26 protein-coding genes are annotated in these 26,946 nt (G+C 58.1%); 7 read left to right on the top strand and 19 right to left on the bottom strand.

Annotated features, from left to right (window positions below):
- The first annotated feature begins 339 nt into the window (after window positions 1-339).
- The 3 genes from mazG (at window position 340) to QMZ18_RS20885 (ending at window position 2,534) form a co-directional block, all read left to right on the top strand.
- A complete protein-coding gene (gene mazG / locus QMZ18_RS20895) occupies window positions 340-1,185 on the top strand; it encodes a nucleoside triphosphate pyrophosphohydrolase (protein ID WP_282608284.1) in 846 nt (281 codons plus the stop codon).
- 71 nt (window positions 1,186-1,256) lie between these two features.
- Complete coding sequence (locus tag QMZ18_RS20890) at window positions 1,257-1,949, top strand: aspartate/glutamate racemase family protein (protein ID WP_282608283.1); 693 nt, start codon at window positions 1,257-1,259, stop codon at window positions 1,947-1,949.
- A gap of 60 nt (window positions 1,950-2,009) precedes the next feature.
- Window positions 2,010-2,534 (top strand): GFA family protein, encoded by a 525-nt coding sequence (locus tag QMZ18_RS20885; protein WP_282608282.1) that lies wholly within the window; start codon window positions 2,010-2,012, stop codon window positions 2,532-2,534.
- Between the two features lie 108 nt (window positions 2,535-2,642).
- On the opposite strand, the gene QMZ18_RS20880 is transcribed toward QMZ18_RS20885, so the two are convergent.
- The 16 genes from QMZ18_RS20880 to ccsA form a co-directional block, all read right to left on the bottom strand.
- On the bottom strand, window positions 2,643-3,944 hold the full coding sequence (locus QMZ18_RS20880) for a radical SAM protein (RefSeq protein ID WP_282608281.1): 1,302 nt from the start codon (window positions 3,942-3,944) through the stop codon (window positions 2,643-2,645).
- 17 nt (window positions 3,945-3,961) lie between these two features.
- A complete protein-coding gene (locus tag QMZ18_RS20875) occupies window positions 3,962-4,669 on the bottom strand; it encodes a hypothetical protein (RefSeq protein WP_282608280.1) in 708 nt (235 codons plus the stop codon).
- Between the two features lie 30 nt (window positions 4,670-4,699).
- On the bottom strand, window positions 4,700-5,503 hold the full coding sequence (locus QMZ18_RS20870; protein ID WP_282608279.1) for an inositol monophosphatase: 804 nt from the start codon (window positions 5,501-5,503) through the stop codon (window positions 4,700-4,702).
- 213 nt (window positions 5,504-5,716) lie between these two features.
- Complete coding sequence (groL, locus tag QMZ18_RS20865) at window positions 5,717-7,369, bottom strand: chaperonin GroEL (RefSeq protein ID WP_282608278.1); 1,653 nt, start codon at window positions 7,367-7,369, stop codon at window positions 5,717-5,719.
- Window positions 7,370-7,383: 14 nt separating this feature from the next.
- Window positions 7,384-7,671, bottom strand: coding sequence for a co-chaperone GroES (gene groES / locus QMZ18_RS20860; RefSeq protein WP_282608277.1), 288 nt, complete (start codon window positions 7,669-7,671; stop codon window positions 7,384-7,386).
- A 202-nt stretch (window positions 7,672-7,873) separates the two neighbouring features.
- Window positions 7,874-9,202, bottom strand: coding sequence for a GTPase HflX (gene hflX / locus QMZ18_RS20855; RefSeq protein ID WP_282608276.1), 1,329 nt, complete (start codon window positions 9,200-9,202; stop codon window positions 7,874-7,876).
- Between the two features lie 29 nt (window positions 9,203-9,231).
- On the bottom strand, window positions 9,232-9,486 hold the full coding sequence (gene hfq, locus QMZ18_RS20850) for an RNA chaperone Hfq (protein WP_282608275.1): 255 nt from the start codon (window positions 9,484-9,486) through the stop codon (window positions 9,232-9,234).
- Window positions 9,487-9,605: 119 nt separating this feature from the next.
- Window positions 9,606-10,292, bottom strand: a complete 687-nt coding sequence (locus tag QMZ18_RS20845) for an HAD family hydrolase (protein WP_282608274.1) — start codon at window positions 10,290-10,292, stop codon at window positions 9,606-9,608.
- Window positions 10,289-11,152, bottom strand: a complete 864-nt coding sequence (gene dat / locus QMZ18_RS20840; RefSeq protein ID WP_282608273.1) for a D-amino-acid transaminase — start codon at window positions 11,150-11,152, stop codon at window positions 10,289-10,291. Before dat ends, QMZ18_RS20845 begins: the two co-directional genes overlap by 4 nt.
- An 81-nt stretch (window positions 11,153-11,233) precedes the next feature.
- Window positions 11,234-12,610, bottom strand: coding sequence for a Trk system potassium transporter TrkA (gene trkA, locus QMZ18_RS20835; RefSeq protein WP_282608272.1), 1,377 nt, complete (start codon window positions 12,608-12,610; stop codon window positions 11,234-11,236).
- Between the two features lie 59 nt (window positions 12,611-12,669).
- On the bottom strand, window positions 12,670-14,058 hold the full coding sequence (locus QMZ18_RS20830) for a sigma-54 dependent transcriptional regulator (RefSeq protein ID WP_282608271.1): 1,389 nt from the start codon (window positions 14,056-14,058) through the stop codon (window positions 12,670-12,672).
- A gap of 6 nt (window positions 14,059-14,064) precedes the next feature.
- Window positions 14,065-16,440, bottom strand: coding sequence for a PAS domain-containing sensor histidine kinase (locus QMZ18_RS20825; RefSeq protein WP_282608270.1), 2,376 nt, complete (start codon window positions 16,438-16,440; stop codon window positions 14,065-14,067).
- 70 nt (window positions 16,441-16,510) lie between these two features.
- The gene (ntrC, locus tag QMZ18_RS20820; protein ID WP_322097251.1) at window positions 16,511-17,959 is read right to left on the bottom strand and encodes a nitrogen regulation protein NR(I); all 1,449 of its coding nucleotides are present in this window, start codon (window positions 17,957-17,959) and stop codon (window positions 16,511-16,513) included.
- Window positions 17,956-19,128 (bottom strand): nitrogen regulation protein NR(II), encoded by a 1,173-nt coding sequence (locus tag QMZ18_RS20815; RefSeq protein WP_282608269.1) that lies wholly within the window; start codon window positions 19,126-19,128, stop codon window positions 17,956-17,958. The genes ntrC and QMZ18_RS20815 overlap by 4 nt, the downstream gene beginning before the upstream one ends.
- Window positions 19,125-20,111, bottom strand: coding sequence for a tRNA dihydrouridine synthase DusB (gene dusB, locus QMZ18_RS20810; RefSeq protein ID WP_282608268.1), 987 nt, complete (start codon window positions 20,109-20,111; stop codon window positions 19,125-19,127). The genes QMZ18_RS20815 and dusB overlap by 4 nt, the downstream gene beginning before the upstream one ends.
- Window positions 20,112-20,470: 359 nt before the next feature.
- The gene (gene ccsA, locus QMZ18_RS20805; protein WP_282608267.1) at window positions 20,471-21,277 is read right to left on the bottom strand and encodes a cytochrome c biogenesis protein CcsA; all 807 of its coding nucleotides are present in this window, start codon (window positions 21,275-21,277) and stop codon (window positions 20,471-20,473) included.
- A gap of 181 nt (window positions 21,278-21,458) precedes the next feature.
- Between ccsA and QMZ18_RS20800 the strand changes: the two genes are divergently transcribed.
- From QMZ18_RS20800 to QMZ18_RS20785, 4 genes are read left to right on the top strand one after another with little or no spacing between them, the layout of a single operon-like run.
- Window positions 21,459-22,664 (top strand): bifunctional 2-C-methyl-D-erythritol 4-phosphate cytidylyltransferase/2-C-methyl-D-erythritol 2,4-cyclodiphosphate synthase, encoded by a 1,206-nt coding sequence (locus QMZ18_RS20800; protein ID WP_282608266.1) that lies wholly within the window; start codon window positions 21,459-21,461, stop codon window positions 22,662-22,664.
- Between the two features lie 17 nt (window positions 22,665-22,681).
- A complete protein-coding gene (locus QMZ18_RS20795; RefSeq protein ID WP_282608265.1) occupies window positions 22,682-23,167 on the top strand; it encodes a phosphatidylglycerophosphatase A in 486 nt (161 codons plus the stop codon).
- 6 nt (window positions 23,168-23,173) lie between these two features.
- Entirely contained in the window at window positions 23,174-23,677 is a 504-nt protein-coding gene (locus tag QMZ18_RS20790; protein ID WP_282608264.1) for a CinA family protein, read from the top strand.
- 59 nt (window positions 23,678-23,736) lie between these two features.
- Window positions 23,737-24,456, top strand: coding sequence for a CPBP family intramembrane glutamic endopeptidase (locus QMZ18_RS20785; protein ID WP_282608263.1), 720 nt, complete (start codon window positions 23,737-23,739; stop codon window positions 24,454-24,456).
- Between the two features lie 47 nt (window positions 24,457-24,503).
- On the opposite strand, the gene QMZ18_RS20780 is transcribed toward QMZ18_RS20785, so the two are convergent.
- From QMZ18_RS20780 to lipA, 3 genes are all read right to left on the bottom strand, one after another.
- A complete protein-coding gene (locus QMZ18_RS20780; protein WP_282608262.1) occupies window positions 24,504-24,956 on the bottom strand; it encodes a type II toxin-antitoxin system RatA family toxin in 453 nt (150 codons plus the stop codon).
- A gap of 351 nt (window positions 24,957-25,307) precedes the next feature.
- A complete protein-coding gene (locus tag QMZ18_RS20775) occupies window positions 25,308-25,787 on the bottom strand; it encodes a GNAT family N-acetyltransferase (RefSeq protein ID WP_282608261.1) in 480 nt (159 codons plus the stop codon).
- 172 nt (window positions 25,788-25,959) lie between these two features.
- Window positions 25,960-26,931: a lipoyl synthase gene (gene lipA, locus QMZ18_RS20770; protein WP_282608260.1), complete on the bottom strand. Its 972-nt coding sequence runs from the start codon at window positions 26,929-26,931 to the stop codon at window positions 25,960-25,962.
- Between the last annotated feature and the right edge of the window lie 15 nt (window positions 26,932-26,946).

Here is a 26,946-nt window from a genome sequence, read left to right as displayed (position 1 = left end):
TATTGTACTAATTAATTATTATGTAAATTTTTTCGACTATTATTATTGTGTATTATTATATTTTTTGAGTATTTATACTTAATTACGAGAACATATACTTATGGTTTAGATGCTTTCACACTCAGTTCTTCCGTCATGAGCATCGAAATGACGCAAAACATGTAAAGCCCGTCGACAAGTTCCACCCAAACCTGCCCTTAAAGCCTGATACGCCATCTGTTCCCGACGACCGACGGCGAAACATGGCGGACTTCACAGCAGACTCCAGGAGAAATCACGCGGCAGAGTCATCACACCGGTCTTGCCCTGCATCGCCTTTGAGATATGCTCCTCGGCGTCATGAGCCGAGATACAGAAACACCCCATCAGATTGAACGCCTGCTCGAGGTTATGTCCCGTCTGCGCGACCGCAACGGCGGCTGCCCCTGGGACATCGAACAGACCTTCTCCTCGATTGCGCCCTATACCATTGAAGAAGCCTACGAAGTTGCCGAAGCCATTGAACAAGGCGACATGGCTGCCCTGAAGGACGAATTGGGCGATCTGCTGCTTCAGGTCGTCTTTCATTCTCAGATGGCGGGGGAACAGGGCGTCTTTGATTTCAATGATGTCGCGACCGCCATCAGCGACAAGATGGTCCGGCGGCACCCGCATGTATTCGGGTCCGAGAGCGAGCGCGACGCGGCGACACAGACGGTTTCATGGGAGAAACAGAAAGCCGAAGAGCGTGCTGCAAAGGCAAACGGAGCGGCCGTTTCGGCCCTTGAGGGTGTCACAGTCGGCCTGCCCGGCCTGACCCGGGCACTAAAGCTGCAAAAGCGTGCCGCGCGTGTCGGTTTTGACTGGCCGGAAGCCCGGCAGGTTCTGGATAAAATTGAAGAGGAAATCGGCGAACTGCGGGAAGTCATGGACGCAGGCGCCGCGTCAGCCACGTCTCTCCAGAACGCCGAAAGGCAGGCACGGCTGGCCGATGAGTTGGGCGACACACTCTTCGCCCTGGCCAATCTGGCGCGGCACCTGAATATCGAACCCGAAGCAGCCTTGCGCGGCACCAATGCCAAGTTCGAACGGCGATTTCGCTGGGTCGAACAACGCCTGGCCGACCAGGGCATTGAAACCAGCGAAGCTTCACTGGAGCAGATGGAAAGCCACTGGCAGGCCGCCAAAGACACGGAGCGGCACTGACCGGTTTTTGACGACCGCCCATCGGATTGGCCGCCCACCGGCTGCCTACCCTTTCACTGTAAGAGCGCCATATGAAAACAATCGGTCTGATCGGCGGTATGAGCTGGGAAAGCACGGTCATCTATTACCAGCTGCTGAACCGCATGGCGCGCGAGGCGCTTGGTGGACTGCATTCGGCCGAGATCCTGATGTGGTCCTTCGACTTCGGCGAGATCGAGGCCCTGCAGGCGGCGGGCGATTGGGACAAGGCCAGCGAGCGGATGATTGGCGCCGCCCGGAGCGTCGAAAAAGGCGGCGCGGCCTGTGTGGTTATCTGCACCAACACTATGCACAAGATGGCGCAGGAGGTGCAGGACGCCGTCGGGATCCCACTGATCCATATCGCCGACACCACCGCCTCGGCGCTCAAGGATTCCGGGGTAGAGCACCCTCTCCTGCTCGCCACCCGCTACACCATGGAACAGGATTTCTACAAGGGACGTCTGGCCGAACGACACGGCATCACGGTCAGAGTGCCGGATGATCATGGCCGCACAATCATCCACGACGTCATATACGACGAGCTCTGTCAGGGCATTATCTCGCCCGACTCCAAGAACGCTTATCTTCGGGTCGTGGAGCAGGAACATCAGGCCGGCGCCGACAGCGTGATCTTCGGCTGCACCGAAGTGGGTCTGCTGGTCAAAGCCGACGATTTCGAGATTCCCGCCTTCGACACCACCGAAATCCATGCCCGCGCCGCGATGGACTTCGCCTTAGGGTAAAGGCTTTTCCTGCCTGCGGATGGCGGCATCTCTGATTTAGCTGATGAAGAAAGGATCCCGATGATGGATATCGTTTTCGAGGGTGGTTGCCTCTGCGAGGCTGTGCGCTACAGCTCTTCTTCAGAACTCATCACGACCGTTCACTGCTGCTGCCGCGATTGCCGCAAAATCGGCGGTACCGGGCATGCCACCCATAGCGTTATTCCCGCGGACTCCTTCGAATTGACGGGGAACGTCAGCGAATTTGCCTGCACAGCAGACAGCGGAAACCGCATCAACCGGTTCTTCTGCCCCAAGTGCGGCAGCGCCATCTATCACACACGCGACGGCCTGAAAGGCCTTGTTGTGATTCGCACGTCCTCGATGGACGACCCCGAAATTGCCAGGCCGGACCGCGTGATTTACACCAGCAGCGCCGTATCCTGGGACCACCTGGATCCGACGCTGCCCAGCTTCGAAAAGATGTCGAACGTCAAACCGGGCGTTGGAAAAGACGGGTCGTCGAGAATTGTCGGGATCGACGGCAGACATCGAAACCATTCGAATCAGGAAAGCCTGAAAACCGGACCGCGCGGCCAAACCTAATACTAAGATTTGCGTGTGTACGCCTCCGCGGTTTCCACGATATCGCAGATCCAGCTAAAGCCTGCCATTGCCGCGGGAAATCCGAATGGAGTGGTCGCCAACAGTCTCTCAATGACCGGCTGAAGGATCCTTTGTCTGTGTCGCGCGGCGAAACTGCCCCCGCCTCCACTGCGTGAACTCCTCGCTGTAGAGATCCTCGACCAGCCCCTTAAATCCGGTCTCCAGTGCCTCAACACTCATCCCGTCAGGTTTGAACATGGCGTCGAACAGCGTACATTTGTCCCAGTCGTCTTCGGCCAATAGCCGGCCTTCGCGCATCAGGCGCTCATAGAGCGGCGTACCGGGAAAGGGCGTCTGCAGCGTTACCTGAACGTCATAGAGCGCAGATTCACGGACAAAATCGCGCACCGCGTCGAAGCTCTCCGGTCCCTGTCCGTCCAGGCCCAGGATGAAGCAGCCGTTGACCGTGATACCATGGCGTTGAATTTTTTCGATGGCTTCGAGATAACGCTCAGCGCGACCGGCTTTCCAATTGGTCTTGGTTTCCAGGCCGTTCAGCGATGCCACATCAGGCGCCTCCAGACCGATCAGAAGCTGTGCACATCCGGAATCCGCGAGCATAGCAAGCAGCTCATCGTCGTCTGCGACGGAAACGTCCGTTTCCGTAAACCAGCGAATGTTCTCCTTAGCCACCTCGCCGACGAGGCGCTTGCCGTGCGCCTTGCTGGCGAAGGTATTGTCATCTGCGAACTCGATGAAAGGCTTGGGCCAAACCGATTTGATCCGTCGGATCTCCGCAATGACCTTTTCCACCGGTTTGGTTTTGAATTTGGGCGAAATGCGGATTGAGGAGGCGCAGAACTCGCAAGACAGGGGACAGCCACGCTGGGTCTGAACCGTGATGCGGTTATAGCGCGCCGGATTCAGGAGATCGAAACGGGGCATCGGTGCTTTTTGCAGATCGAACTGCGTCCCGCGGGCATCGTAGACCGGCTGCAGGTGCGTCGTTTTAAGATCCGCCAGGACACGTGGCCAAACTGGCTCAGCTTCCCCAAGCACGAGTGAATCTGCGTACTTTGCGGCTTCTCTCGGGCGTGCCGTAACATGCAATCCGCCGAGAATGACCTTGGTTCCAGCCTGCCGGTAACGTAGGGCCAACTGGTATGCGTCCTTTATCTGCGCGCTGTAACTCGCAATCGCAACGCAGTCGAAGGTGCCGGGTAAGTTCTCCAACAACGCCAGATCAGGGACTTCAAAGTACGTCACCTCGAAGTCTGACGGAGTCATGCCGGCAAGGGTGAGCAGCGAGAGGCTCGGCAGCGAGGCAATAACCCTGTTTCGCTCGACAAATCCCGGCAGGGTCAGGCCGAGCCTGTTGAGTTCGGTGTTCTGGGCACGTACGCCGCTCATCGCGATCAGCCCGAGTCTCATCGCGATTTAAACTTCAGCCAAATCAGGACGAGATAGGTGATGGCCAGGAATGGCAGCGCCAGTATCGACACAGTCGTGATGGCTACCAATACACCATAGGACGCGTCGTTCGCAGACACATCCTCCGGAGCGAGGCCACTCATAATATTGAAGACGACGTGTTCCAGATTGAGTCCCGTCAGCACCGTGACCACCAGCGTTAACGGCAGAAAACATCCGACAAAGAGATCGACATAACTGAGGCCTGCTGACCGGCGCAAAAACAACCAAAGCAGTACGACGCGCCAGAGCGCAACCACCGCCAGAAATGCGACGTTGATAGTCTGCGCATTCGCGAGCGACATAAAGCGTTCAACCGGAATGGCATAGAGGATCGCGGGCGGAGATGTCAGTGATACGAAGATTAGGATGTTCAGGTAGCGCCAGTTATTGGGTTTCAACGGGTAAAGCAAAATCCAAATCAGCGCTGCCATTGCAAAGACATAGGCGACCGACCCTAACCCGAGCGCCTGCCAAGGTTCGGCCCGCTCATTGTCCCAGTAACGGCCAATACCCACCAGCCAGGCCGACAACAAGCCAAAGCTCAGGTAGAGCCAGCCCAGTCGCCTGATATCCGGAACGGCCGGCCGAAAAGTCAGTATCCGCCCGGTGGTCGCGGCGACTTCGCCGACATCATGTAGCGTAACCGGTCGACTTTCCTTCATGTTCAAGCTGTCTCCGGCATTTTATTGGCGTCAATCCGATAAAAGTGTCCGATAGAGATCCTGCCAGGAATCGCGCGAAGGAGCGATCATCAGGCCTTTTTCTCGGTGTCTGAGTGCCGAATAAGGTGTTCCGTCGAAACAGAGAGCGACACCGCCCGCCTCTTCCTGAATCAGGCAACCTGCTACGTGATCCCAGGGCATCAGGCGGGTGAAGAGGGAGAAATGCATCTCAGCCGTCGCCAGCCGGAAGTACTCATGCCCGGCGCAGCGCAGGCTGGGGATGGCCTGCACACGGCTGCGGCGTTCCTTGATCTTGGCCGCCGTATCGGGCAATGCGTATTGACTGGCATGGAGTGTACCGGACATATCCAAGGCAGGTACGCTGTCTCGAACTGAGACACGCTCCGCCCCAATCCAGGCCCCTCCACCCTGCTCCGCCGTTAGACTACGTGCGCCGATGGGATCGTGAATCCAGCCATTGCGGGTTTCTCCTGCCACCACCAGAGCAACCATCACCGCAAAGACGGGCTTTCCGCTCGCAAAGTTACTGGTGCCGTCGATCGGGTCGATGATCCAGACCGGTTCAGGGCCTTCCAACAAATCCATGACTGCCGGATCGGCCGAAACAGATTCTTCGCCGACCACATGCGATCCCGGCAGTGCGGCTGAGAGCCGGTCGGTCAAAACGCGCTCCGTTTCGGTGTCGGCAATGGTCACGACTTCGCCGTGCGCCTTTTCGCTGACCTCGCTCTCTTTAAGCTTCTGAAAACGAGGTAAAACCTCTTCGTCGGCCGTTTCTTTGATGATTTTCGTAATGCGGTCGACGTCGATCATTGTGAAAAAGGTACCTTTCAGCGGGTTTGGAACGAACGGCCTGGAAACCTGAAAAGGAATCGCTGGTCCGACTTTATAGGGAAATCAGCGCGAAAGCATGGAAAAGCAGGCCAAATGGAGACGGCATGAAAAAGGGGGCCGCCCAAAGGCAACCCCCAATCTCTTTGCGTGAGCACAGCGCAGAAGCACCATGCGCAGGGTGTTTGGACTTCTTTAGAAGCCCATGCCACCCATACCGCCCATGCCACCCATATCGGGCATTGCAGGAGCGCCACCGCCGTCTTTTTTCTCAGGTGCTTCGGAGACCATGGCTTCGGTCGTGACCATCAGGCCAGCAATCGAAGCGGCATCCTGCAGTGCAGTACGCACGACCTTGGTCGGGTCGATGATACCAGCCTTGGACATGTCCACGTAGGCATTGTTCTGAGCGTCGTAACCGATGCCGGCTTTGGCTTCGGTGACCTTACCGACGACGATCGAGCCTTCAACGCCGGCGTTTTCGGCGATCTGACGGATCGGAGCCTGAAGGGCACGACGGACGATGTCCACGCCGACCTTCTGGTCGTCGTTATCCGGAGTAAGCTTGGCAATCGCCTTGATCCCGTTCAGCAGCGCAGTACCACCGCCGGAAACAATGCCTTCCTCGACCGCGGCGCGGGTGGCGTTCATCGCGTCTTCAACACGATCCTTACGCTCCTTCACCTCAACTTCGGTCGCGCCGCCGACGCGCAGAACGGCAACGCCGCCAGCGAGCTTGGCGAGACGCTCCTGAAGCTTCTCACGGTCGTAGTCGGAAGAGGTCTCTTCAGCCTGCGCACGGATCTGACCGCAGCGGGCTTCGATGGCCTTCTTCTTACCGGCACCGTCGATGACCGTGCTCTCTTCCTTGGTGATGCTGACGCGCTTGGCAGTGCCGAGCATGTCGAGGGTCACACCTTCGAGTTTGATGCCGAGATCTTCGGAAACAACCTGACCGCCCGTAAGGATCGCGATGTCCTCGAGCATGGCCTTACGGCGATCGCCGAAACCAGGGGCCTTAACCGCAGCAACCTTCAGACCACCGCGCAGCTTGTTGACCACCAGAGTCGCAAGGGCTTCGCCCTCGACGTCTTCCGCAATGATCAGCAGCGGACGGCCGGACTGAACGACGGCTTCGAGAAGCGGCAGCATCGGCTGCAGGCCGGTGAGCTTCTTTTCGTGCAGCAGGATGAAGGGGTTCTCCATCTCGCAGATCATCTTCTCGGCGTTGGTGATGAAGTACGGCGACAGATAGCCGCGGTCGAACTGCATACCTTCGACAACGTCAAGTTCAGTTGCCAGGGACTTGGCTTCCTCGACCGTGATGACGCCTTCTTTGCCGACGCGCTCCATGGCTTCTGCGATCATGGCACCGATTTCGGCTTCACCGTTCGCAGAGATGGTGCCGACCTGAGCAACTTCGGCAGTCGTGGAGATCTTCTTGGATTTTTTACGGAGATCACCGATTACGGTCTCGACAGCGAGGTCGATGCCGCGCTTGAGGTCCATCGGGTTCATGCCGGCGGCAACGGCCTTGCAACCTTCGCGGACAATCGCCTGGGTCAGAACCGTCGCAGTCGTGGTGCCGTCACCGGCAAGATCGTTGGTCTTGCTGGCAACTTCACGGACCATCTGGGCGCCCATGTTCTCGAACTTATCGGCAAGTTCGATTTCCTTGGCAACAGTCACGCCGTCCTTGGTGGTGCGCGGAGCGCCGAAGGACTTGTCGAGAATAACGTTACGGCCTTTAGGGCCCAGAGTTACCTTAACGGCATCGGCGAGAATATCGACGCCGCGCAGCATTTTGTTGCGCGCGTCGCTACTGAATTTTACGTCTTTAGCAGCCATGTGCTTTCAGCTCCTTACTGAAGAATACCCATGATGTCGGACTCACGCATGATCAGAAGCGTTTTGCCGTCGATCTTTACTTCGGTGCCGGACCACTTGCCGTAGAGCACCGTGTCGTTCTTCTTGACATCAAGAGCTACGACTTTTCCATCGTCGCCACGGCTACCGGAGCCGACTGCGATGACTTTACCCTGCATCGGCTTCTCTTTTGCCGTGTCGGGAATGATGATACCGCCGGTGGACTTTTCTTCCTGCTCTAGCGGCTCGACCACGACGCGGTCGTGCAGAGGTTTGAATTTCATGTAACGTCTCTCCATCTTCATCGATGAATTGTGTTGAGATTACGCCGCCGCCCCATGACGATCGGCTCATTAGCACTCACTAGGATTGAGTGCTAACAGGGAGGCATATAGCCCCAGCAGCGACGAGTGTCAACCAGTGGGGACAAGATCTTTTATGTGAAATCCGCTATTTGGGGGATCCGGGCCGCAATCGATTTCGTGCTCAGTTGCCGGCCTCTGCCTGACGCCTTTCGAAGCGCGCCGCATCGGCGGGCTCGAGTCCGACTTCCAGGAACGCGAACTCACCCTCGTCTCGCCGTCGCCGGATATCCCCGTGCCGATAGAGCCAAGCCAGGGTAGCACCATCGCTTAAGGGCACGCGCGTGCGGATGTTGCTCCGCCGTTCGGCAAGCTTGCGATCGATAGCGTCGAGCAGGCGGTCGCAGCCTTCGCCGGTTGTGGCCGCGCAGATCACCCGGCTTTCCGGAAGGGTGGCGCAGGACGTTTCGAGCTCTTCGCGCGCGCTGCCGTCAAGCAGATCCGCCTTGTTCCAGGCTTCGATCGAACTCTTCTCCAGAGTTTCTTCCAGATCGAGATCCTGCAGGATCGCAAGCACATCTTCACGCTGTGCGGCACTGTCCGCATGCGCGATATCACGAACATGTACGATCACGTCGGCTTCGGTCACCTCTTCCAGGGTTGCGCGGAAGGCTGCGATAAGGTCGGTCGGCAGATCTGAGATGAACCCAACCGTATCCGAGAGAATAATCTCCTTACCGGATGGCAGTTGAACCCGCCGCATGGTCGGGTCCAGTGTCGCGAAAAGAAGATCCTGCGCCCTGACTTCCGAAGATGTCACGCGGTTGAACAGCGTCGATTTCCCCGCATTGGTATAACCGACCAGGGCAACGATTGGATAGGGCACGCGCTTGCGCGCGGAACGGTGCAGCTCACGGGTTCGTTTGACCTTTTCCAGATCAGCCTTCAAACGAACGATCCGTTCATCGATAAGCCGCCGGTCGATTTCGAGCTGCCGCTCACCCGGACCGCCCATGAAGCCGGCACCGCCGCGCTGCCGCTCCAAGTGGGTCCAGGACCTTACCAGACGCGAGCGCTGATAACTAAGTGAGGCCAGCTCGACCTGCAGCTTACCTTCGTTGGTCCTAGCACGGGCTCCGAAGATCTCAAGGATCAAACCGGTCCGGTCGATGACCTTGCTGCCCCAGTTGTTTTCCAGATTGCGTTGCTGGACCGGGGTCAGGGCCGTATCGATTACGACCAGTTCAATGGCTTCCGCCTCGATCAGGTCGTGAATGCGTTCGACGGCACCACCGCCCAGCAAAGTTGCGGGTTTCGGTCTGGGCACGGCAACGACCTCGGCGTGGACGATATCCAGCTCGATGGCCTGGGCTAAACCGATTGCTTCCTGCAGATTGGCCTCGGCGCTACGGCTCGCGGCATCTGAACGTCTGAGTTCGGGGTGAAGGACCAGCGCGCGGATTTTCGCGTTGCGCGTGACTCTGAAATCGAGCGTGTCCTTCTCTTTCCCCATAGACGAATTAAGCCGTGTTGTTTTTATAGTCAGCCTTCTTCGCCGTCTTCCTTGGCGGGCTCGAACAGCTGAATCGGCTGTGCCGGCATCACCGTGGAGATGGCGTGCTTGTAGACGAGCTGCGAATGCGCATCCCGTCGCAATAGTACGGAAAAATTATCAAACCAGGTCACTACACCCTGTAATTTGACACCGTTTACCAGGAAAACCGTCACCGAAATCTTGTTCTTCCGGATGTGGTTGAGAAAGACGTCCTGCACATTCTGAGATTTTTCAGCCGGCATGAGAGTCCCCTTCTTATTTTTCTTATATTGTTATCGTTACCCGTTATCTTGGGGTCTGCGCCTCGCCGCCGCAACAGCTTTGGTCATACAAACCTGCCAAAGGCACCGGATTCTCTGCGTTATGACGCCTGAACGAGGTCAATCAGGGCACCACAGCCGTCTATATAGTGATTAGGTCGGCAACCTGCAAACTCCGTTGTTCCGGGTGGATCCGGACGCAACAGCACGGCAGTGCATCCCGTTGCCACGGCGCAGGCCATATCGATATCCGTATCACCGACAAACCAGACATCCGGCCCCGCCTTCAAAGCGCTCGGCGCCAGCGCCATCTCCACGGCTGCGGCCGCAGGCTTGTCTTTTTCCGCGTCGTTCGCGCCAACCATGCTGCCAAAATAGGGAGCCCAGCCGAGTTCCTGTGCTTCCAGGCGCAAAAGCGTGCCCTTTTTGTTGCTGACCAGCCCGAGAAACAATTCCGGATCTGCGGCGAGCGACTGCAGCATGGACTCTGCGCCGGGCAGAGGCGTCAACATCTCCAGGTGATCGGCCTCATAGGTGCCGTAAAAGACACCCAAAGCCTCTTCCGCGCGGTCGCCGAACAGCTTGGGAAAGGCCTCACGCGCCGACTCACGCACGCGCTCTTTGGCTTCCGAAAGAGTCCAGGGCTCCTGCCCCATGGCCTCGAAGGTGATCTTCAGCGCATGGTGGATCACCACCCAGGTATCGACCAGGGTATTGTCCCAGTCAAACAGGATAGCTCGCGGACGCACCAGGCTCCCCGCACCTGTAGCCGTGGATAACTGGCTCACCCGGCTTCCTTCAGACCGTTCATGTAGTCGACATAGCGCTCACGCAGCTTCATGGTCAGCAGACCGGGATGGCCGTTGCCGACTGGGTTATCGTCGATTTGCGTGACCGGCATGACGAAGGAGGAACTTGAGGTAACGAAGGCTTCCCGCGCGGCCTGCGCTTCTTCCAGGCTGAAGGCGCGCTCTTCCAGCTGGAAACCTTCTGCACGGATGAGGTCCAGAAGTGCAATTCGGGTAATACCGTTAAGGATTGCCGAATTGGCATTGCGTGTGACCACGGTATCGCTGTCGGTCACAATCCAGGCATTGGCCGAAGTCCCTTCGGTGATATTGCCGTCGTCATCGAGCTGCCAGGCCTCATAGGCCCCGGCCTCGGCAGCAGCCTGCTTGCCCAGGATGTTCGGCAGCAGCGACACTGACTTGATGTCACAACGCTCCCAGCGAATATCGCGCAAGGTGATGACTTTGACGCCTTTTTCCAGCACTTCAGCGCTGTGCGGCTTCATCTGACGGGTGGTCATGACAAGGGCCGGCGTCGCCTGGGCTGGGAATTTGTGATCTCTTGGCGCCACACCACGGGTGATCTGCATGTAGACGAAACCACGAGACAGACTGTTGCGCTGCATCAGTTCACGCGAAACCAGTTTCATGGCGGCACGTGACATCGGCATGTCGATCTGAAGCTCCCTCAGGGAACGTTCCAGCCGGTCGAGGTGAGGCTCTTCGTCGACCAGAATACCGTTGTAGACCGGCACGACCTCGTAGACACCGTCTGCGAACTGGTAGCCGCGATCCTCGATGTGGACTGCTGCATCGTTGTGCGCCGTGTAACGACCATTGACATAAGCTTGCCGTGGCATCGATTTTCCCCTGCTCGATCAAGATAAGATGCATAAAAGCAGACCACAGCGCAGGCCGTCGCCGAACTTCGCACTCTCGTTTTAGAAAAACTCCAACTTAACCGCAAAGAGCTTTTCGATCTTTTTCACGGCTTCGGTCATAGCGAAGATAATAACCAGGTCATTGGCCCGGACGATGGTGTCGCCGCGCGGGATAATCACCTTGTCGTCGCGGACGATCGCCCCAACGATAACCCCGTCCGGCAGATTTGCATCGCGGATCGGGACGCCGACCAAGCTGGAAGTCTCCAGTGCCTCCGCCTCGATAATCTCGCCGAAACCTTCGGAAATGGAATGTACCGAACGGATCCGGCCTCTGCGCACGTGCTGCAGGATGGTGGAGACCGTAATGGCGCGGGGGCTGACCACCGTATCAATACCCAGGCTGCCAATCAGAGGCGTATAGGAATTGGTGTTGATCAGGGTCACCGCGCGCTGGCAGCCGTGGCGCTTGGCCAGAAGCGACGCCAGAATATTGACTTCATCGTCATTGGAAACCGCAACGACGGTCTCAGCGGCCATGATATTGGCTTCTTCGAGGATTTCTGTATCCAGGGCGCTGCCATGAATGACCACGGCGCGCTCCAGTCCCTGCGCTACCTTCTCGGCGCGGCGCTTATCGACTTCGATCAGCTTCATGGAAACCTGCGGATGATTCTTCTCTACTGCCGTCGCCAGATTCAAACCGATATTGCCGCCGCCGATAATAACGACCCGCCTGGCTTCTTTCTCTTCGTGACCGAAGGCCGCCATAGCGCGCAGTAGATGAGAATTTTCCAACACGAAGTAGACGTCGTCGCCATCCCGCAGATCGTCGTCGGGCGTAGGAACGAACCCCTTGCCGTCCCGCCAGATCCCGACGATGACGATATGGAGTTCCGGGAACAGCGCCGTAAGTTGACGCAGCGGCGTGTTCAGGATCGGCGTGTCCTGGTTACAGCGCACGCCGATCATACTCACCTTGCCGTCCGCCAGCGGATGCACGTCGAAGGCCCCCGGCACCTGCAGCCGCCGTTCGATCGCACGTGCGACTTCGATCTCCGGCGAGATGATGACGTCGATCGGCATGTGTTCCCGGCTGAAAAGATCGGACCAGACCGGCGCCAGATAACTCTGATGACGTACCCGGGCAATCTTGGTCGGGACTTCGAAGATCGAGTGGCAGATCTGGCAGGCGACCATGTTTACTTCGTCGGCATAGGTCACCGCGATAACCATGTCCGCGTCGGGCGCGCCGGCGCGCTCCAACACGTCGGGGTGGGACGCAAATCCCACCAGTCCCTTAACATCCAGCGAGTCAGAGATCTTGCGGATCAACTCCGGCGACTGGTCGATCACCGTGATGTCGGCATTTTCGCCAGAGAGATAGCGCGCGATGTTGAAGCCCACTTGGCCCGCGCCACAGATCAAAACTTTCATCTATCCGCCTTTATACCAAGGAGCAGGATACTCACCCCTTGCTACGAACCCTTCGCCGTCTACTGGCCCCCGGAAGAATTAATCCCCAGAGAACGCAGCTTGCGATGCAATGCGGAGCGTTCCATACCAACAAAAGATGCGGTGCGCGATATATTTCCGCCGAACCGCGTCACCTGTGCTTCCAGGTACTTGCGCTCGAAGATTTCTCGAGCGTCGCGCAACGGCAGCGCCATTATTTCGGATTCCGTGTTCTCAGCAAAGCTGTTCGGCGTCACCTTACTGATGTCGGCGGGCAGCATATCGGCCCGAACCACTTCGCGTGGATCGCCGACGGCCATAATTAATATCCAGTCGATCACATTGCGGAGTTGGCGGACGTTTCCGGGCCAGTCGTGCGCCTGCAGTGCCGCCATGGCGTCATCAGAGACAGACCGCTGTGGAAGCCCCGTCGCGCCGGCGGCGCGGATCATGAAATGCTCGATCAGCGTTGGAACGTCTTCGCGCCGCTCGCGCAAAGCCGGAACCTGCAGGGGAACGACATTCAGCCGGTAATAGAGGTCTTCCCGGAAGAGGCCTTCGGAAATCAGCCGCGGCAGATCTTCCTTGGTTGCGGCAATGACCCGGACATCGACTTCGACCATCCGGCTGCCGCCGACACGCTCAAAGGACTGCTCCTGAAGCACACGGACGATCTTACCCTGGGTCTCCAGCGGCATATCCGCCACCTCGTCGAGCAGCAGGGTGCCGCCGTGCGCCTGTTCAAAAGTGCCGACCTTCAAGCCTCCCGAATTCTCGGCCTCTGCCTCCGTCCCAAAGAGTTCCATTTCCAGCCGGTCGGGGTGCAGCGCGGCACAGTTCATCGCGACGAAGGGTGCAGCGCTGCGGCGGGATTGATCATGAATAAGCCTGGCAACAACCTCCTTGCCGGCACCGGCTGGTCCAGTGATCAGCACACGGCTGCCGGTGGGTGCCACCTTGGAGATCGCATGGCGGATCTGGTTGATCGCGGGTGATTCGCCGATCAGCTCGGCCTGAGGACCTGCACGCAGCCGCAACTCCTCGTTCTCGCTACGCAGCTGGGCCGCTTCGATGGCGCGCTCGATGATCAGGAGCAGCCGGTCGGATTTGAACGGCTTTTCGATGAAATCATAGGCGCCGCGCGTGATCGCCTTCACCGCGGTTTCGATGGTTCCGTGCCCGGATATCATCACCACTGGAACACCCGGATGCTCGCTCTTGATGACTTCCAGCAGCTGCAGGCCGTCGAGTTTGCTGTTGTCGAGCCAGATATCGAGGATTACCAGATTCGGCCGCCGTGCGCGTAATGCTTCGAGGGCTCCGTCACTGTTAGCGGCATCGCGGGTTTCATAACCTTCATCGGAAAGGATGCCGGTAATCAGCAGACGGATGTCCGCTTCGTCATCAACAATCAGAATATCGCGAGCCATTCGCTACTAAACCCTAGCCTTGTTAACAGCAGACGGTTCGCCCTGAGACGGACCGTCGGCCGTCCCCTGCCCCGTAGTCGCCTCATCGTTCCGCGGGAAAACGAGGCGGGCCTTGGCGCCGTAGTCTGGAGCATCCGCCAAACCGAAGGAGCCGCCATGATCTTCCATAATTTTCTTCACAATCGCCAGTCCAAGACCTGTGCCTTTTTTGCGCGTGGTTACATAGGGCTCCGTCAAGCGGTCGCGCGCGACATCCGGCAACCCCTTTCCGTTATCCTCAATTTCAATCACCAATCCCTCGGGAAGGTCCATTAAGCGCAGGATAATCCGGCCTCTTATTTCCTCGCCCTGCTTCTCCTCTTGCCCGCTTTCCTCTTCACGGCCTTCGATCGCTTCTTCGGCGTTCAGCAAGAGATTCGTCAGGACCCGTGTAACCTGCTGCCGGTCGCATGAGGTCACCATCGTCTCCTGATCGCATTCAAGCAAATAGTCGATCTCGGGATGCGCCGTCTGCTGAAGAAAGACGGCCTGTTCGCTCAAGTGTTTCAGATCGACATCCTCGACCACCGGTGCGGGCATACGCGCAAAGGATGAGAATTCGTCGACCATACGTCCGATATCGCCGACCTGACGTACGATCGTATCGGTGCAAATTTCAAAGGTTGCCGGATCGCTGGTAATTTCGCCCAGATACTTCCGCTTGAGGCGTTCCGCCGAAAGCTGGATCGGCGTCAGGGGGTTTTTGATTTCATGAGCGATCCGTCGTGCGACGTCTGACCAGGCTGCCTTGCGCTGGGCCGACAGCAGTTCGCTGATATCGTCCAACGTAACAACAAAACCATTCACTCCCTGATCGTCCACCTCGGCAACCACCCGGACCATCATGGTACAGATCCGTCCGCCGGACTGGGTCAGGGTGATTTGCCGTTCACTGCGTCGGCGTGGCCTCCGGCGCGCGGAGCTGACCAGATCTTCGACATCGACGAGCACTTCGCCGATGTTTTTGCCTCGCATTGACCCTTCAGAACGTTCCAGCAATTGGCTCGCAGTCTTATTGACCAAGGTAACGTTGCCATCACCGTCCAAACCCAGAACGCCCGCCGTAACGCCTCCCAGCACCGCCTCGATAAAGCGGCTGCGTTCATCGAGCTGCATGTTGGCATCCAGCAAAGCGTCCTGCTGGCTCTGGATTTCACCGGTCATGCGGTTGAACGCCCTCGCCAGACTGCCGATCTCATCCCGGTTGTCCTGATCGGGAACCCGCACGGTCAGATCGCCTTCACTGACCCTTCCGGTGGCATCGATCAGTTTTCCGATGGGGACCGTCAATTGGTTGGCGAAAGCCAACCCCACCCAAATCGAAGCCAGCAACAGCATCAGGGCCACGACCACGAAGATAGCGGTGAAGGTCAACTGCATGCCCGATCGCTTACCTTCCAGCTCTTCGTAGAGCCGAACCGCCCCCTGGGTCCGGTCGATATGCCCAAGCACTCTGGGGTCGATCAATCGGCCAACATAAAGGTAGGTATCGCTGATTGTATCCAGGCGGACCAGACCACGTACCCGGTCGTCGGTCGGCGAAGTCAGGATGACGATTTCGCCTTCGCTCGCACGCCTCAGCGCCCACTCGGGCACCTGAGGATCGAAATCGAGCAACAAACTAAACCCGGCGCGGGCCAGCACGCGCTGAGACGAATCAACGATCATGGCTTCGGTCAGAGAGCGTAGAGCCGCCTGCGCGCTCAACACCTGGTTCAAGCGCTGCGGGTTGTAGGCCACGGCACTGCCTTCACGGCTGATATCCTGTGCCATCGCAATGACATCCGCGCCGATCGTCTGGCGATGTTCCTCCAGATAGGCATTGGCGACGGCAAAGGATTCCTTCACCGCCGTGCTGACCCGGTCGCTGAACCACCCCTGAAGACCAAAATCCAGAAGGATAAAGGAGAGCGTGGCCACGATAATGGTCGGCATCACAGCAACCAGGCTGAAAAGCCCGACCAGCCGCGAATGGAGCCGCGCCCCCGCCAGGCCGCGCCGCCGCGCCACCCAAATGATGACCAGCCGTCGTGCGATCAGTGCAAACAGACCCAGCAGAAGGACCAGGTCCAGGTTGAGGAGAAGCAATACCGACAGCGGATCAAGCGTGACCGGCAGATTGTCGGTCATGGCGGCAAAGGTCGCAGTGCCCGAAGCAATCGCAGCGACCAACAGCAACAGCGCCACTTTGCGTTCGAGATTGATGCGGTGCGCCCAGACGACGAATCGACGCAACCGTCCCTCGTTCGGGCCGGGACCGTTCGCTTTTTCTGGTTCGGCTGCGGCTTCTATCGCGGCCTCATCGGCTGCCTTGGAGCCGTCCTGCGATGCTGTCGTACTCAACTCTGCCGCCATACCGTCAGACGCTTGTGATCTCCCATAGGGAGTCGTCCTCAGTTCTGGAATCAATAGGCTACTTAACGCCGCGAACCACCTGAATGTCCAGGTCTCTGATTTTTTTACGCAGCGTGTTGCGGTTTAGGCCTAACAGCTTAGCCGCACGTATCTGATTACCACGTGTAGCCGATAGCGACAATTCAATGAGCGGCCGCTCAACTTCATGCAGAATGCGTTCGTAAAGACCCGAAGCGGGCAACGCTTCTCCGTGCGCCATGAAATAGTCACGCAGGTGCCGCTCGACGGCATCCCCGAGAGATTCATCCGCAGGCACGCCAATCGACTCGTCAGCAGGCGAATCGCTCAATTCCGCACGAACCACATCCCGGCTGATGATTTCCTGGCTGTAGAGGGCGATCAGCCGCCGGACGACGTTCTCCAGTTCGCGCACATTTCCGGGCCAGCGATAACGCTTCAGATCGTCCAACGCATCGGATTCCAGAGACTTTGCCGGCAGTCCTTCGTCTTGTGCCTGGGCAAAGAAGTGGCGCACGAGCTCGGGAATGTCCTCACTGCGCTCACGCAGCGGCGGCAGGCGGATCGGAACCACATTGAGCCGGTAATAAAGATCTTCCCGGAACAGTCCCTGACGTACCATCTGGCGCAGATCGCGGTGGGTTGCAGTGACGATCCGGACGTCAGCCTTGATCGGTGTGCGGCCGCCGACGGTCGTGTATTCGCCCTCCTGCAGGACGCGCAGCAGCCGGGTCTGGGCCTCCAGCGGCATATCACCGATTTCATCTAGGAACAGTGTACCGCCACTGGCCTGCTCGAAGCGTCCCGCATAGCGGTTCGAGGCGCCGGTAAACGCGCCCTTTTCATGACCGAACAACTCGCTCTCGATCAACTCGCGTGGAATAGCCGCCATATTGATAGCGACAAAGGGGCCGTGCCGGCGCTTGCCGTAATCATGCAATGCGCGGGACACCAGTTCCTTACCTGTCCCCGACTCGCCGTAAACCATGACCGTAAGGTCGGTTCCCATAAGGCGCGCCAAGACCCGGTAGATCTCCTGCATCGCCGGGGACCGGCCAATCAGCGGCAGGCGTTCGTCCTCAATACGCGGATCGAGTTCAGCGACAGATGCGCTCCCCTGAGGTTCGGACAAGGCCCGCTCCACCACGCTTACCAGTTCACGCAGATCGAAAGGTTTGGGTAGATATTCAAATGCGCCGCGTTCCGTCGCCTTGACCGCAGTCAGGAGTGTGTTCTGTGCCGACATGGCGATTACGCGAAGGTTGGGCCGCAGCTTTTTAATTCGGGGAATGAGGTCCAGGCCGTTTTCGTCGGGCATGACCACATCGGTAATCACCAGATCACCTGCGCCATCACTCACCCACTGCCACAACGTGGAAGCCGTACCGGTCGTCTGAACCGTATGGCCCTGCCGGCCAAGCGCCTGTGAGAGTACGGTACGGATTGCTCGATCGTCGTCGGCAATGAGTATGTTGCCGGTTCGCATCATGCCCGGATCTCCTTCGGTGCCTTAGGCAACATCATTTGAAAGACGGTTTTTCTCGGCGCGCTCTGAAGCTCAATGACCCCACCGTGGTCACCGATGATCTTTGCGACCAGCGCAAGTCCCAGTCCCGTCCCCCCTGCTTTGGCCGAGACAAAGGGATCGAAGAGGTGCGCCTTGAGGTCCTCCGGGATGCCGCCGCCGTTATCGGTCACGGATACGGTAAGCGGAAGTTCGACGCGCGCACGACTGCCCGGAACCGTCAAACGCACGCCCTGCTGAAATCTTGTCGAAAGAATAATTTCCCCCTCATCTTTCGGAACCGCCTCGGCTGCATTTTTTACGAGGTTGAGCAACACTTGGATCAATTGATCGCGATTTCCATAAACCGGGGGCAATGAAGGGTCGTAGGTTTCGACGAAACGCACATCGCGGGCAAAGCCGCTTTGGGCCAGAAGGCGCACATGACCCAGCACCTCGTGGATGTTGACCGCGTCGCGTTCGAGGGGCCGTTCGTCGGAGAACATTTCCATCCGCTGGACCAGAGCGACGATACGATCGGTTTCGTCACAGATGAGCTGCGTCAGTTCCCGGTCTTCCGGCCCGGCATTCTGCTCCACCAGCTGTGCCGCGCCACGGATGCCCGATAGTGGGTTCTTCACTTCATGCGCCAGCATCGCCGCCATGGCAGTCACCGAACGCGCGGCGTTGCGGTGCACCAGTTGGTGGTCGATCTTGCGCGCGATCGAGCGCTCCTGGATTGATACTGCGACGGCGCCGGGATAATCGGATACCGCCGAAACCTCGACCGAAACGAAGTGAGAGCCGATCTTAGGTGTTTCGATGGTCACGCCATATTCCGAAACCGATTGGCCGCCCACCCGTACGTGCTCAACCAGTGAAAAGACCGGACTGTCGGGCGGTAGGATTTCGGCCAGCGGACGCCCCAGCAACGCCGAAGCACTGGTGGCCAGGAACTGTTCGGCCGCCAGATTCGCAAAGCAGACACAGCCGGCGTTATCGACCACGAATATGGGTTCCGCGAGCGCATTGACGATCGTTCCCGCATCGAGCTGCGGTCCCTCGAAAGCTTTACTTTGTTTTTTGCCCTGTTCCCATTCCGAAACAGAACCTTCCGCTTCGGGCCTGGTTTCGTTTGGCAGGCCAATCATCATGCCGCCGCCCGCTCACTCTGTTCGGTGAAGAAATCCCGAATCATTCCTTTCACCCGCTCGGGATCGCTCTCCCGATTGACGGAAACCCGGAATTCGGCGCTGCGGTGAAGCCCCTTGCAATACCAGGCGATATGCTTGCGCGCGATAGGAACCGCGGTCCGCGTGCCGTAGTGCTCCAGCAAAGCCTCGTAGTGCTCGAGCAGCACATCGCGTCGCTCGACGACGCCCGGATCCGGAAGACGCTCGCCGCTTCGTAAAAACTGGATGACCTGGTTCAGGAACCATGGCCGGCCATAGGCGCCGCGTCCGATCATTACGCCATCTGCGCCGGACTGTGCCAACGCGGCCGTAACATCTTCGAGGCTTTCGATGTCACCATTGACGATGACCGGCAGCCGGGTCGCCTCCTTCACCTGCCGAACATAGGCCCAATCGGCTTTTCCGCCATACATCTGACAACGGGTCCGGCCATGCACGGTGATCATACGAATACCGCTGGCCTCTGCGATGCGGGCGAAGGTTGGAGCGTTTCGGCTGGTTTCATCCCAGCCTGTACGCATCTTAAGGGTCACCGGGATGGAGACCGCCTTGACCACAGCCTCCAGGATCTGCGCAGCCAGGCGTTCCTCACGCATCAGGGCCGAGCCTGCGAACTTATTGACGATCTTTTTGACCGGACAACCGAAGTTGATGTCGATGATGGCCGCACCGCGGTCTTCGTTGAGACGCGCCGCTTCCGCCATGACTTCGGGATCACAGCCGGCGAGCTGCACGGCCATGGGAAATTCCTCGGCGCAATTGCTCGACATCTTCATGGATTCACGGGTCTCACGGATCATCGCCTGACTGGCGATCATCTCCGAAACCACGAGCCCTGCCCCCATTCTCTTGACCAGACGCCGAAACGGCATGTCCGTCACACCCGACATGGGAGCCAGGATCACAGGGTCTTCAATAACAACGTCGTTTATCAATATGCCCATTTTTTAGGCAGTTCCTATTCATGCCTAATCACTAGGCCACTTTTTACCTGTTTGCGAAAAATAAGGAAACAAAAAAATTAGAAAGGTTCCAAAGCACAAAATTCGTTACTACCGATGCATATAGTAAGCAAACAATATTTATAGAAAGTTTTCGAAAGGCATAAGTAGATGTTTCAGCCGATATAAGCTGAGCTTTTTTCACTGATTCAGCGAGAGCGGGAAATACCTCCCGTCAAACAAATCAGAGGGCGTCCCTTTTTTCTCGAACGCACACCCGGAAAAAACTGACCATTTGCGGGAGCCCAAAAATCCATTAATCCGAAGCCATCCGGATTGAAGGATGTCAGGCAGTAAGGATGTCAGGCAATAATGACATCCAGGATGAACTTCACGCCTGGATAGGCAAGTGTCAGCAGCAGATATGCAATCAACACGGACCGTGTCGCCTGCCTAGCATAAAGGCCGCTGCGCCACTGAATGGTAAGCAATACACCGATCAGGACGAACGCCAAGACGGACAAAAGGGTCTTGTGGTCGAGCGATAGAACGTGCCCCTCGGTCAGATAGCCCCTGGCCATACCGCTGGCAATTCCCACCAGCAGTACGAGCTCCGCCAAAGCAAGCAATCTGAGCTGCAACTGTTCGGCGTCGACAACCGACGGCAAGAGACGCCCAAGCTTAGACGTCTGCTTGCGCTTGAGTTCACGTTCCTTGAGATAAACGGCGACTCCGGCCGTCGCAGCAATAGTGCAGAGTCCATAGGTGCCGACAGAAGTGGCAATATGGAGTTGCAGCCAGAAATCCACTTCGGCGGTAAGAACGGTTGCGCTTGAGACCCCGCTCCAGGCCATAGCAAGCAGCGCCAGCAGGATCAGATAGGGTATCAGCAGAGGCGTGATCCGCCAGGCTTCCCGAGTTGCAAGCACCACGCAGGCGAACAAGCAGATGCTGACGGCAACCGTGACCCAAAGCGCCAAACTGAATCCACTGTTCCATGCTGGTGTCATCGTCTCCGAAACGACCAGAACACCCGGCCCGGCGACAGCCATCAACAACGCCGCCCAAAACGGCATTCCCGGACGATCCGAAGTTGAGCGATATGCGGCTATCGCCACGGGCAGCATGGCAACTGCGGCAGAGAGATTGAGGAGCGTATTGCTGATCATGATCCTCTATATATCACCTCTTGGCGCCAGCAACAGGAGACTCTAATGTCGCGCCTTGACAAGGTGACCAATTCCGCTCCGTGAGCCGAACGGAACTTTAGGTCATGGATTCATAGCCTGGCATAAGGCCAGGTGTGCATCGGGTCCAACAGGGCCGACGATAGAAAGGAACTGTAATCCCATGACGGGTGTCTGCGCCCTCATCGTCGCCGCAGGACGCGGCCAACGCTTTGGCGGTGAAGTCCCCAAGCAGTATGCAGCGCTGGCGGGTCGTTCGGTCCTGCGGCATGCCGTCGACAACTTCCTTACGCATCCGGACGTCGATCACATTCAGGTGGTCATTCATCCCGACGACAGGGCACTCTACGAGCAGGCGATTGGCGATATCGAACTTCCATCGCCGGCTTTGGGTGGAAAAACCCGTCAGGAGTCAGTCCGCCTGGGCCTCGAGAGTCTAGCAGCGCATGCACCCGAAAAAGTGCTCATCCATGATGCTGCACGTCCCTTCGTTCCCAAATCCGTTATCGACGCGGTCATCCAGGCGCTGGACCAGGACGTCGGTGCCGTCGCCGCCCTGCCCGTGGTCGACAGCTTAAAACGCGGTGACGCCGATACCATTTCGGGCACTGTTGAACGCACTAACCTGTGGCGGGCACAGACGCCGCAGGGCTTTAGATTTCAGGAGATTCTGACCGCTCACAGTGACCTGGCCGCCAGCGATGCGTCAGATGATGAAATGCCTAAAGCCGGCGGTCTGACCGACGACGCTGCGGTGGCGCAGGCCGCCGGGCACAGTGTAAAGCTAATTGAAGGCGCGACGGAGACATTCAAGGTGACCACTGCAGAAGACCTCGCACGCGCCGAGCGCTGGCTGAATAGCGCAACACTGGAGACCCGAACCGGCAACGGTTTCGATGTGCATCGCTTCGGGCCTGGCGATGCGGTCACACTCTGCGGAGTCAAAATTGCACACAGCGGCGGCCTGCAGGGCCATTCAGACGCCGATGTCGGCCTTCATGCCCTGACCGATGCGATCCTGGGTGCGCTTTCGGCCGGGGATATCGGGCAACATTTTCCGCCTTCCGACCCGAAATGGAAGGGAGCGGATTCTGCACTCTTTCTCCGTCATGCGATGGAACTGGTGACGGCACGGGGCGGCCGCTTTATCCACTGTGACGTCACGCTTATCTGCGAAGCGCCGAAAGTCGGTCCACATCGGGCGGAGATGCGACTTCGGGTCGCCGAAATCCTGAACTGCGATCCGGAGCGGGTAAATATCAAGGCAACAACCACCGAACGCCTGGGCTTTACCGGACGCGGTGAAGGCATCGCGGCCCAAGCTACGGCTAGCCTTCTCTTGCCGCCCACTGCCGATCCTCAGACATGACGCACCCGCAGTCCTCTTTGCCTGCTTCAGATGACGGGCCGCTCTCCGCTTTTCATCCTGCGGCCCTGATCGCCACCTGGTTTGGCTCGGGCCTCCTGCCCAAGATTCCCGGCACCTGGGGATCCCTCGCCGCCCTGCCCTTCGCCGCCGCCTTAACCTGGCTCGGCGGCCCCTGGCTTCTAACTGCGGCAGCGGTCGCCATATTCCTGATCGGTATCTGGGCCAGCGATCTCTACGCCAGGCGTCTCGGCCGGGAAGACCCGGGCTCCGTCGTCGTCGACGAGGTCGCGGGCCAGTGGTTGACACTTGTGCCCGTGGCCCTTGAGTTCGAATACTATCTGCTGGGTTTCGTGCTTTTCCGCCTGTTCGACATCGTCAAACCCTGGCCGGTCAACCTGGCGGATCGAAAGCTGAAGGGTGGTTTCGGAATCATGGCTGACGACATTCTCGCAGCCGGCTACGCCGTCGTCGCCCTGATCACAATCATCTGGGTCTTGGAGTAACAGACTTTGTTTCCTGCCGAACTGCTCAGCGCCGCCGAAAAGCTGCTGGAAGACTGCCGCATTGCGGGCCTGAAGATCACGACCGCCGAATCCTGTAGCGGCGGGCTGATCGCTGGTTGCCTGACGGAAATCGCCGGCTCCTCCGACGTTGTTGAACGGGGCTTCGTCACCTACTCAAACGAAGCCAAGATGGAGCTCCTCGATGTAGCGGAATCTCTGCTGGCCGCCCACGGCGCTGTGAGCGCGGAAGTTGCCGAAGCAATGGCCTCCGGGGCGCTCGCCCATTCCCCCGCCGATATCGCGGTCGCCGTCACCGGAGTCGCCGGGCCAGGGGGCGGCAGCGACGCAAAGCCGGTAGGGCTTGTCTACATGGGCCTCTGCCGGCGTGGAGAACCACCACTGCACCGCAAGCTGAACTTCCCAGGCAGCCGCGGCGATGTCCGCCAGGCCACCGTCGAGGCGGCATTGGACGGTCTCGCGGCATTGGCCACGCCGTCGACGGTGCAGTAGCCGGAATGTCCTTTCCAGGCAGTCCGCAAAACCGCGGAAGAAGAAATCCACTCGGCACGGTGCCAGCGTACGATCTTGTCGCGGTTCTGATTATCAGCCTGCTCGGGCAGCGCTTGCTGCCCTTTGCCTTTTTCAATACTCCTGATTCCGATCAACTTGCGGGCGCCGCGCCTTCCCCGCCCACGGTCACAGACAGTATGTTGTTTTTGACCGTTCACTCGCTCCTCGTGATGGCCTCGATCTATTTCATCGTGATCAGACGGCGCGGTCTGCGGCTTTCCGATCTTGGCATCGTTCTTGTCTCGAAAACCTGGATTGTGCGTGCGGCCGTAGCCGGCATCGCAACGGTCTTCATAAGCGGATTGGTCATTCAAGTCCTGCGGACAATGCAGGAAGAGCCCTTTCACAACCCGCAAATCGATATCTTTGTGGGGGGCGGCCCGTCATTCAGCAATCTGCTGATTAGTCTTCTGGTTACGGGCGCTATCGTTCCTCTCACGGAGGAAATCGCCTTCAGAGGCCTGTTTTACGGCTGGCTCAGACAGCACATGTCTGTTGCGGCGTCAGTCGCGATCTCTTCGGCCTTCTTCGCATTTCTGCATGGCGTGCCTTTTCTCATTCCGATTTTTGCGCTTGTCGGGGCGATACTCGCATTCATCACCGAGAAAAGCGGTTCCGTCCTGGCAGCGACCATCACCCACGGCGTCTTCAATGCCTTCGGCGTGATCAGTCTTTATACGCTGATGTACCGTGGCGCCTTTGAACAGGCCGCTGGATAACGGCTTTCCGACTGTTCTTCGACCCATGGAAAGAGCGAGATTCTGCTCTAACCGCCAACTTTAGGCTGATGCCCGTAGAGCGCGTCGGCGCGGGTTTCGAAGGCGGCGACCATGCGGCGGACGGCCTCGTGGAACAGCGCTTCGATCATCTTCTGCAGCAGTTTGGATTTGAATTCGAAGTCGACATAAAAATCGATCACACAGCCTTCGGGATGCTCCTCGAAACGCCAGTGGTTGTTCAGGTACTTGAAGGGACCCTCGGCATAGGTCACGTGGATCTTCCTGCCCTCAGGGTCCAGCGCCACCTTGCTGGTAAAGCGCTCCCGGATCATCTTGAAGCCGATGACCAGGTCGGCCACAATCATGTTCTCGCGCCGTTCGCGAATACGAGCGGCGACGCACCACGGCAGAAACTGCGGATAGTGCTCGACTTCCGCGACCAGTTTGTAGAGTTGTTCCGGCGTGTAGGGAAGAACCCGCCGTTCAGCGTGCGTCGGCATACGATCGTATTATTCTAAATGTCATGAGCGCCGGTGTTACCACAGCTTGTGCGCCGCAGCACACCGAATTCTACGCAGACTATTTGTTTTTCTGATTTCGAATTAAAGAGTGACCGCACTCTAGTGGATCGAACGGCTGTATGGCTGATTGGGGGTGAACATCCTGAGGTAATACTTGGATTGCATTGAGGCACAGGCAATTTTCAACTTATCGGTAATGGGGAGATCATATTTATACTCGATGGTGAGAAATTCGATCTGTTCGATCTTTCCTATACAGCGCATTCGGAAACATGGGTTCGCGAGACGTTGATCATTGATCCGCCGGCAATACCGCTGCCAAACGGACATTCAGACCGGCGCAAACCGCTTAGAAACGGTTTCAACACCCGTACGGTAATCCGTAAAGCCCATTCCCTGATAGAATGCCTGCCCGCCGGTGTTTTCCCTTTGAATGGTCGCGTCGACAAAGCAGACACCTGCCGCCTTCGCAGCTTCCGCCGTTTTAGAGAACAGCGCGCGTCCGATTCCTCTCTTGTGGGTCTGGGGATCCACATAGGTTGCGACAACCGCCCAGTCCGCAGGCAATCGATCTTCGCCGGACCATTCCGGGTCACACCATTCGAGCGCTTGAAACCCTAAGAGCTGCGGCCCGTCTGCTGCCACGAAACAGCAGATTCCGAGCTTCGGTGAAATGAAATCACTGATGATGCCTGGCTCGTCGAATGCCTGGCGGTGGGCGGTCGTACCGCCAATCGCGATTATTTCATTGATGAGACGCGCCATCTCGCTCGCGTCATCCTCCCGGGCGGTCCGGATTAAAAGGGACATAATCTTCCCGCTACCTGTCGAAACTCCCTGTGGGCGCAGTTTCAACGCCATCAGCATCAAATCTGCGTCGAAGGATAGGCGTGTGAATGCATCGGCCAATCTTACGGCGGGTCTCAGCACGCACAGCTATCGATCGCAAAGTTCCACACGGCCGCAGACCGCTCGTAAAAAGCTAGCCGTTGACCGCCAGCTTCTGTTCCCGCGCCGAGCGCAGCTGCTTGAAATCCTCGTCAGCGTGGTAGGACGACCGGGTCAAGGGTGTGGAGGCGACCACCAGGAAGCCCTTGGCCAGCGCCATGGTCTTGTACTGGCCGAACTCGTCGGGTGTGACAAAGCGATCGATGACGTGGTGTTTGGGGGTCGGCTGCAGGTACTGGCCGATGGTCATAAAGTCCACATCGGCGGCCCGCAGATCGTCCATGACCTGCAGAACTTCTTCCTTCCCCTCACCCAGGCCGACCATGATGCCGGATTTGGTGAAGATGGTCGGATCGATGCGCTTGACCTGATCCAGCAGGCGCAGGCTGTGGAAATAGCGCGCACCGGGACGGACCTCGCCGTAAAGCCGCGGCACGGTTTCCAGATTGTGATTGAAGACGTCGGGCTTCGCCGCCACGACCACCTCCAGCGCGCCTTCCTTGCGCAGAAAGTCGGGAGTCAGGATCTCGATGGTGGTCCCCGGCGACAACTCGCGGGTCGCCCGGATGACCTCGGCAAAGTGCGCAGCACCGCCGTCGTCCAGATCGTCTCGATCGACCGAAGTGATCACGACATGATTCAAGCCCAGCTTGGCTACGGCAGCCGCCACGTTGGTCGGCTCGAAGGTATCCAAAGCATTGGGCTTACCCGTCGCCACGTTGCAGAAGGAACAGGCTCGCGTACAGATCTCGCCCATGATCATCATGGTTGCGTGCTTCTTGGACCAGCATTCGCCGATATTCGGGCAGGCCGCTTCCTCACAAACCGTAGAGAGGTTGTTATCCCGCATAATCTTACGGGTTTCCTGGTAGGTCTTAGAGGTCGGCGCCTTGACGCGGATCCATTCCGGCTTGCGGCGGATCGGATTATCGGGCTTGTGGGCCTTTTCCGGATGCCGGACGCGTTTTTCTTCCGGCTTCGTCACCGTCGTGCTTTCGCTGCTCATGCTCTATCTGCTTCC

Origin of the sequence: Pelagibius sp. Alg239-R121 (assembly GCF_947331435.1) — a bacterium.
Taxonomy (GTDB): domain Bacteria; phylum Pseudomonadota; class Alphaproteobacteria; order Kiloniellales; family Kiloniellaceae; genus Denitrobaculum.
This window is presented reverse-complemented; position numbering and strand designations above follow the sequence as displayed.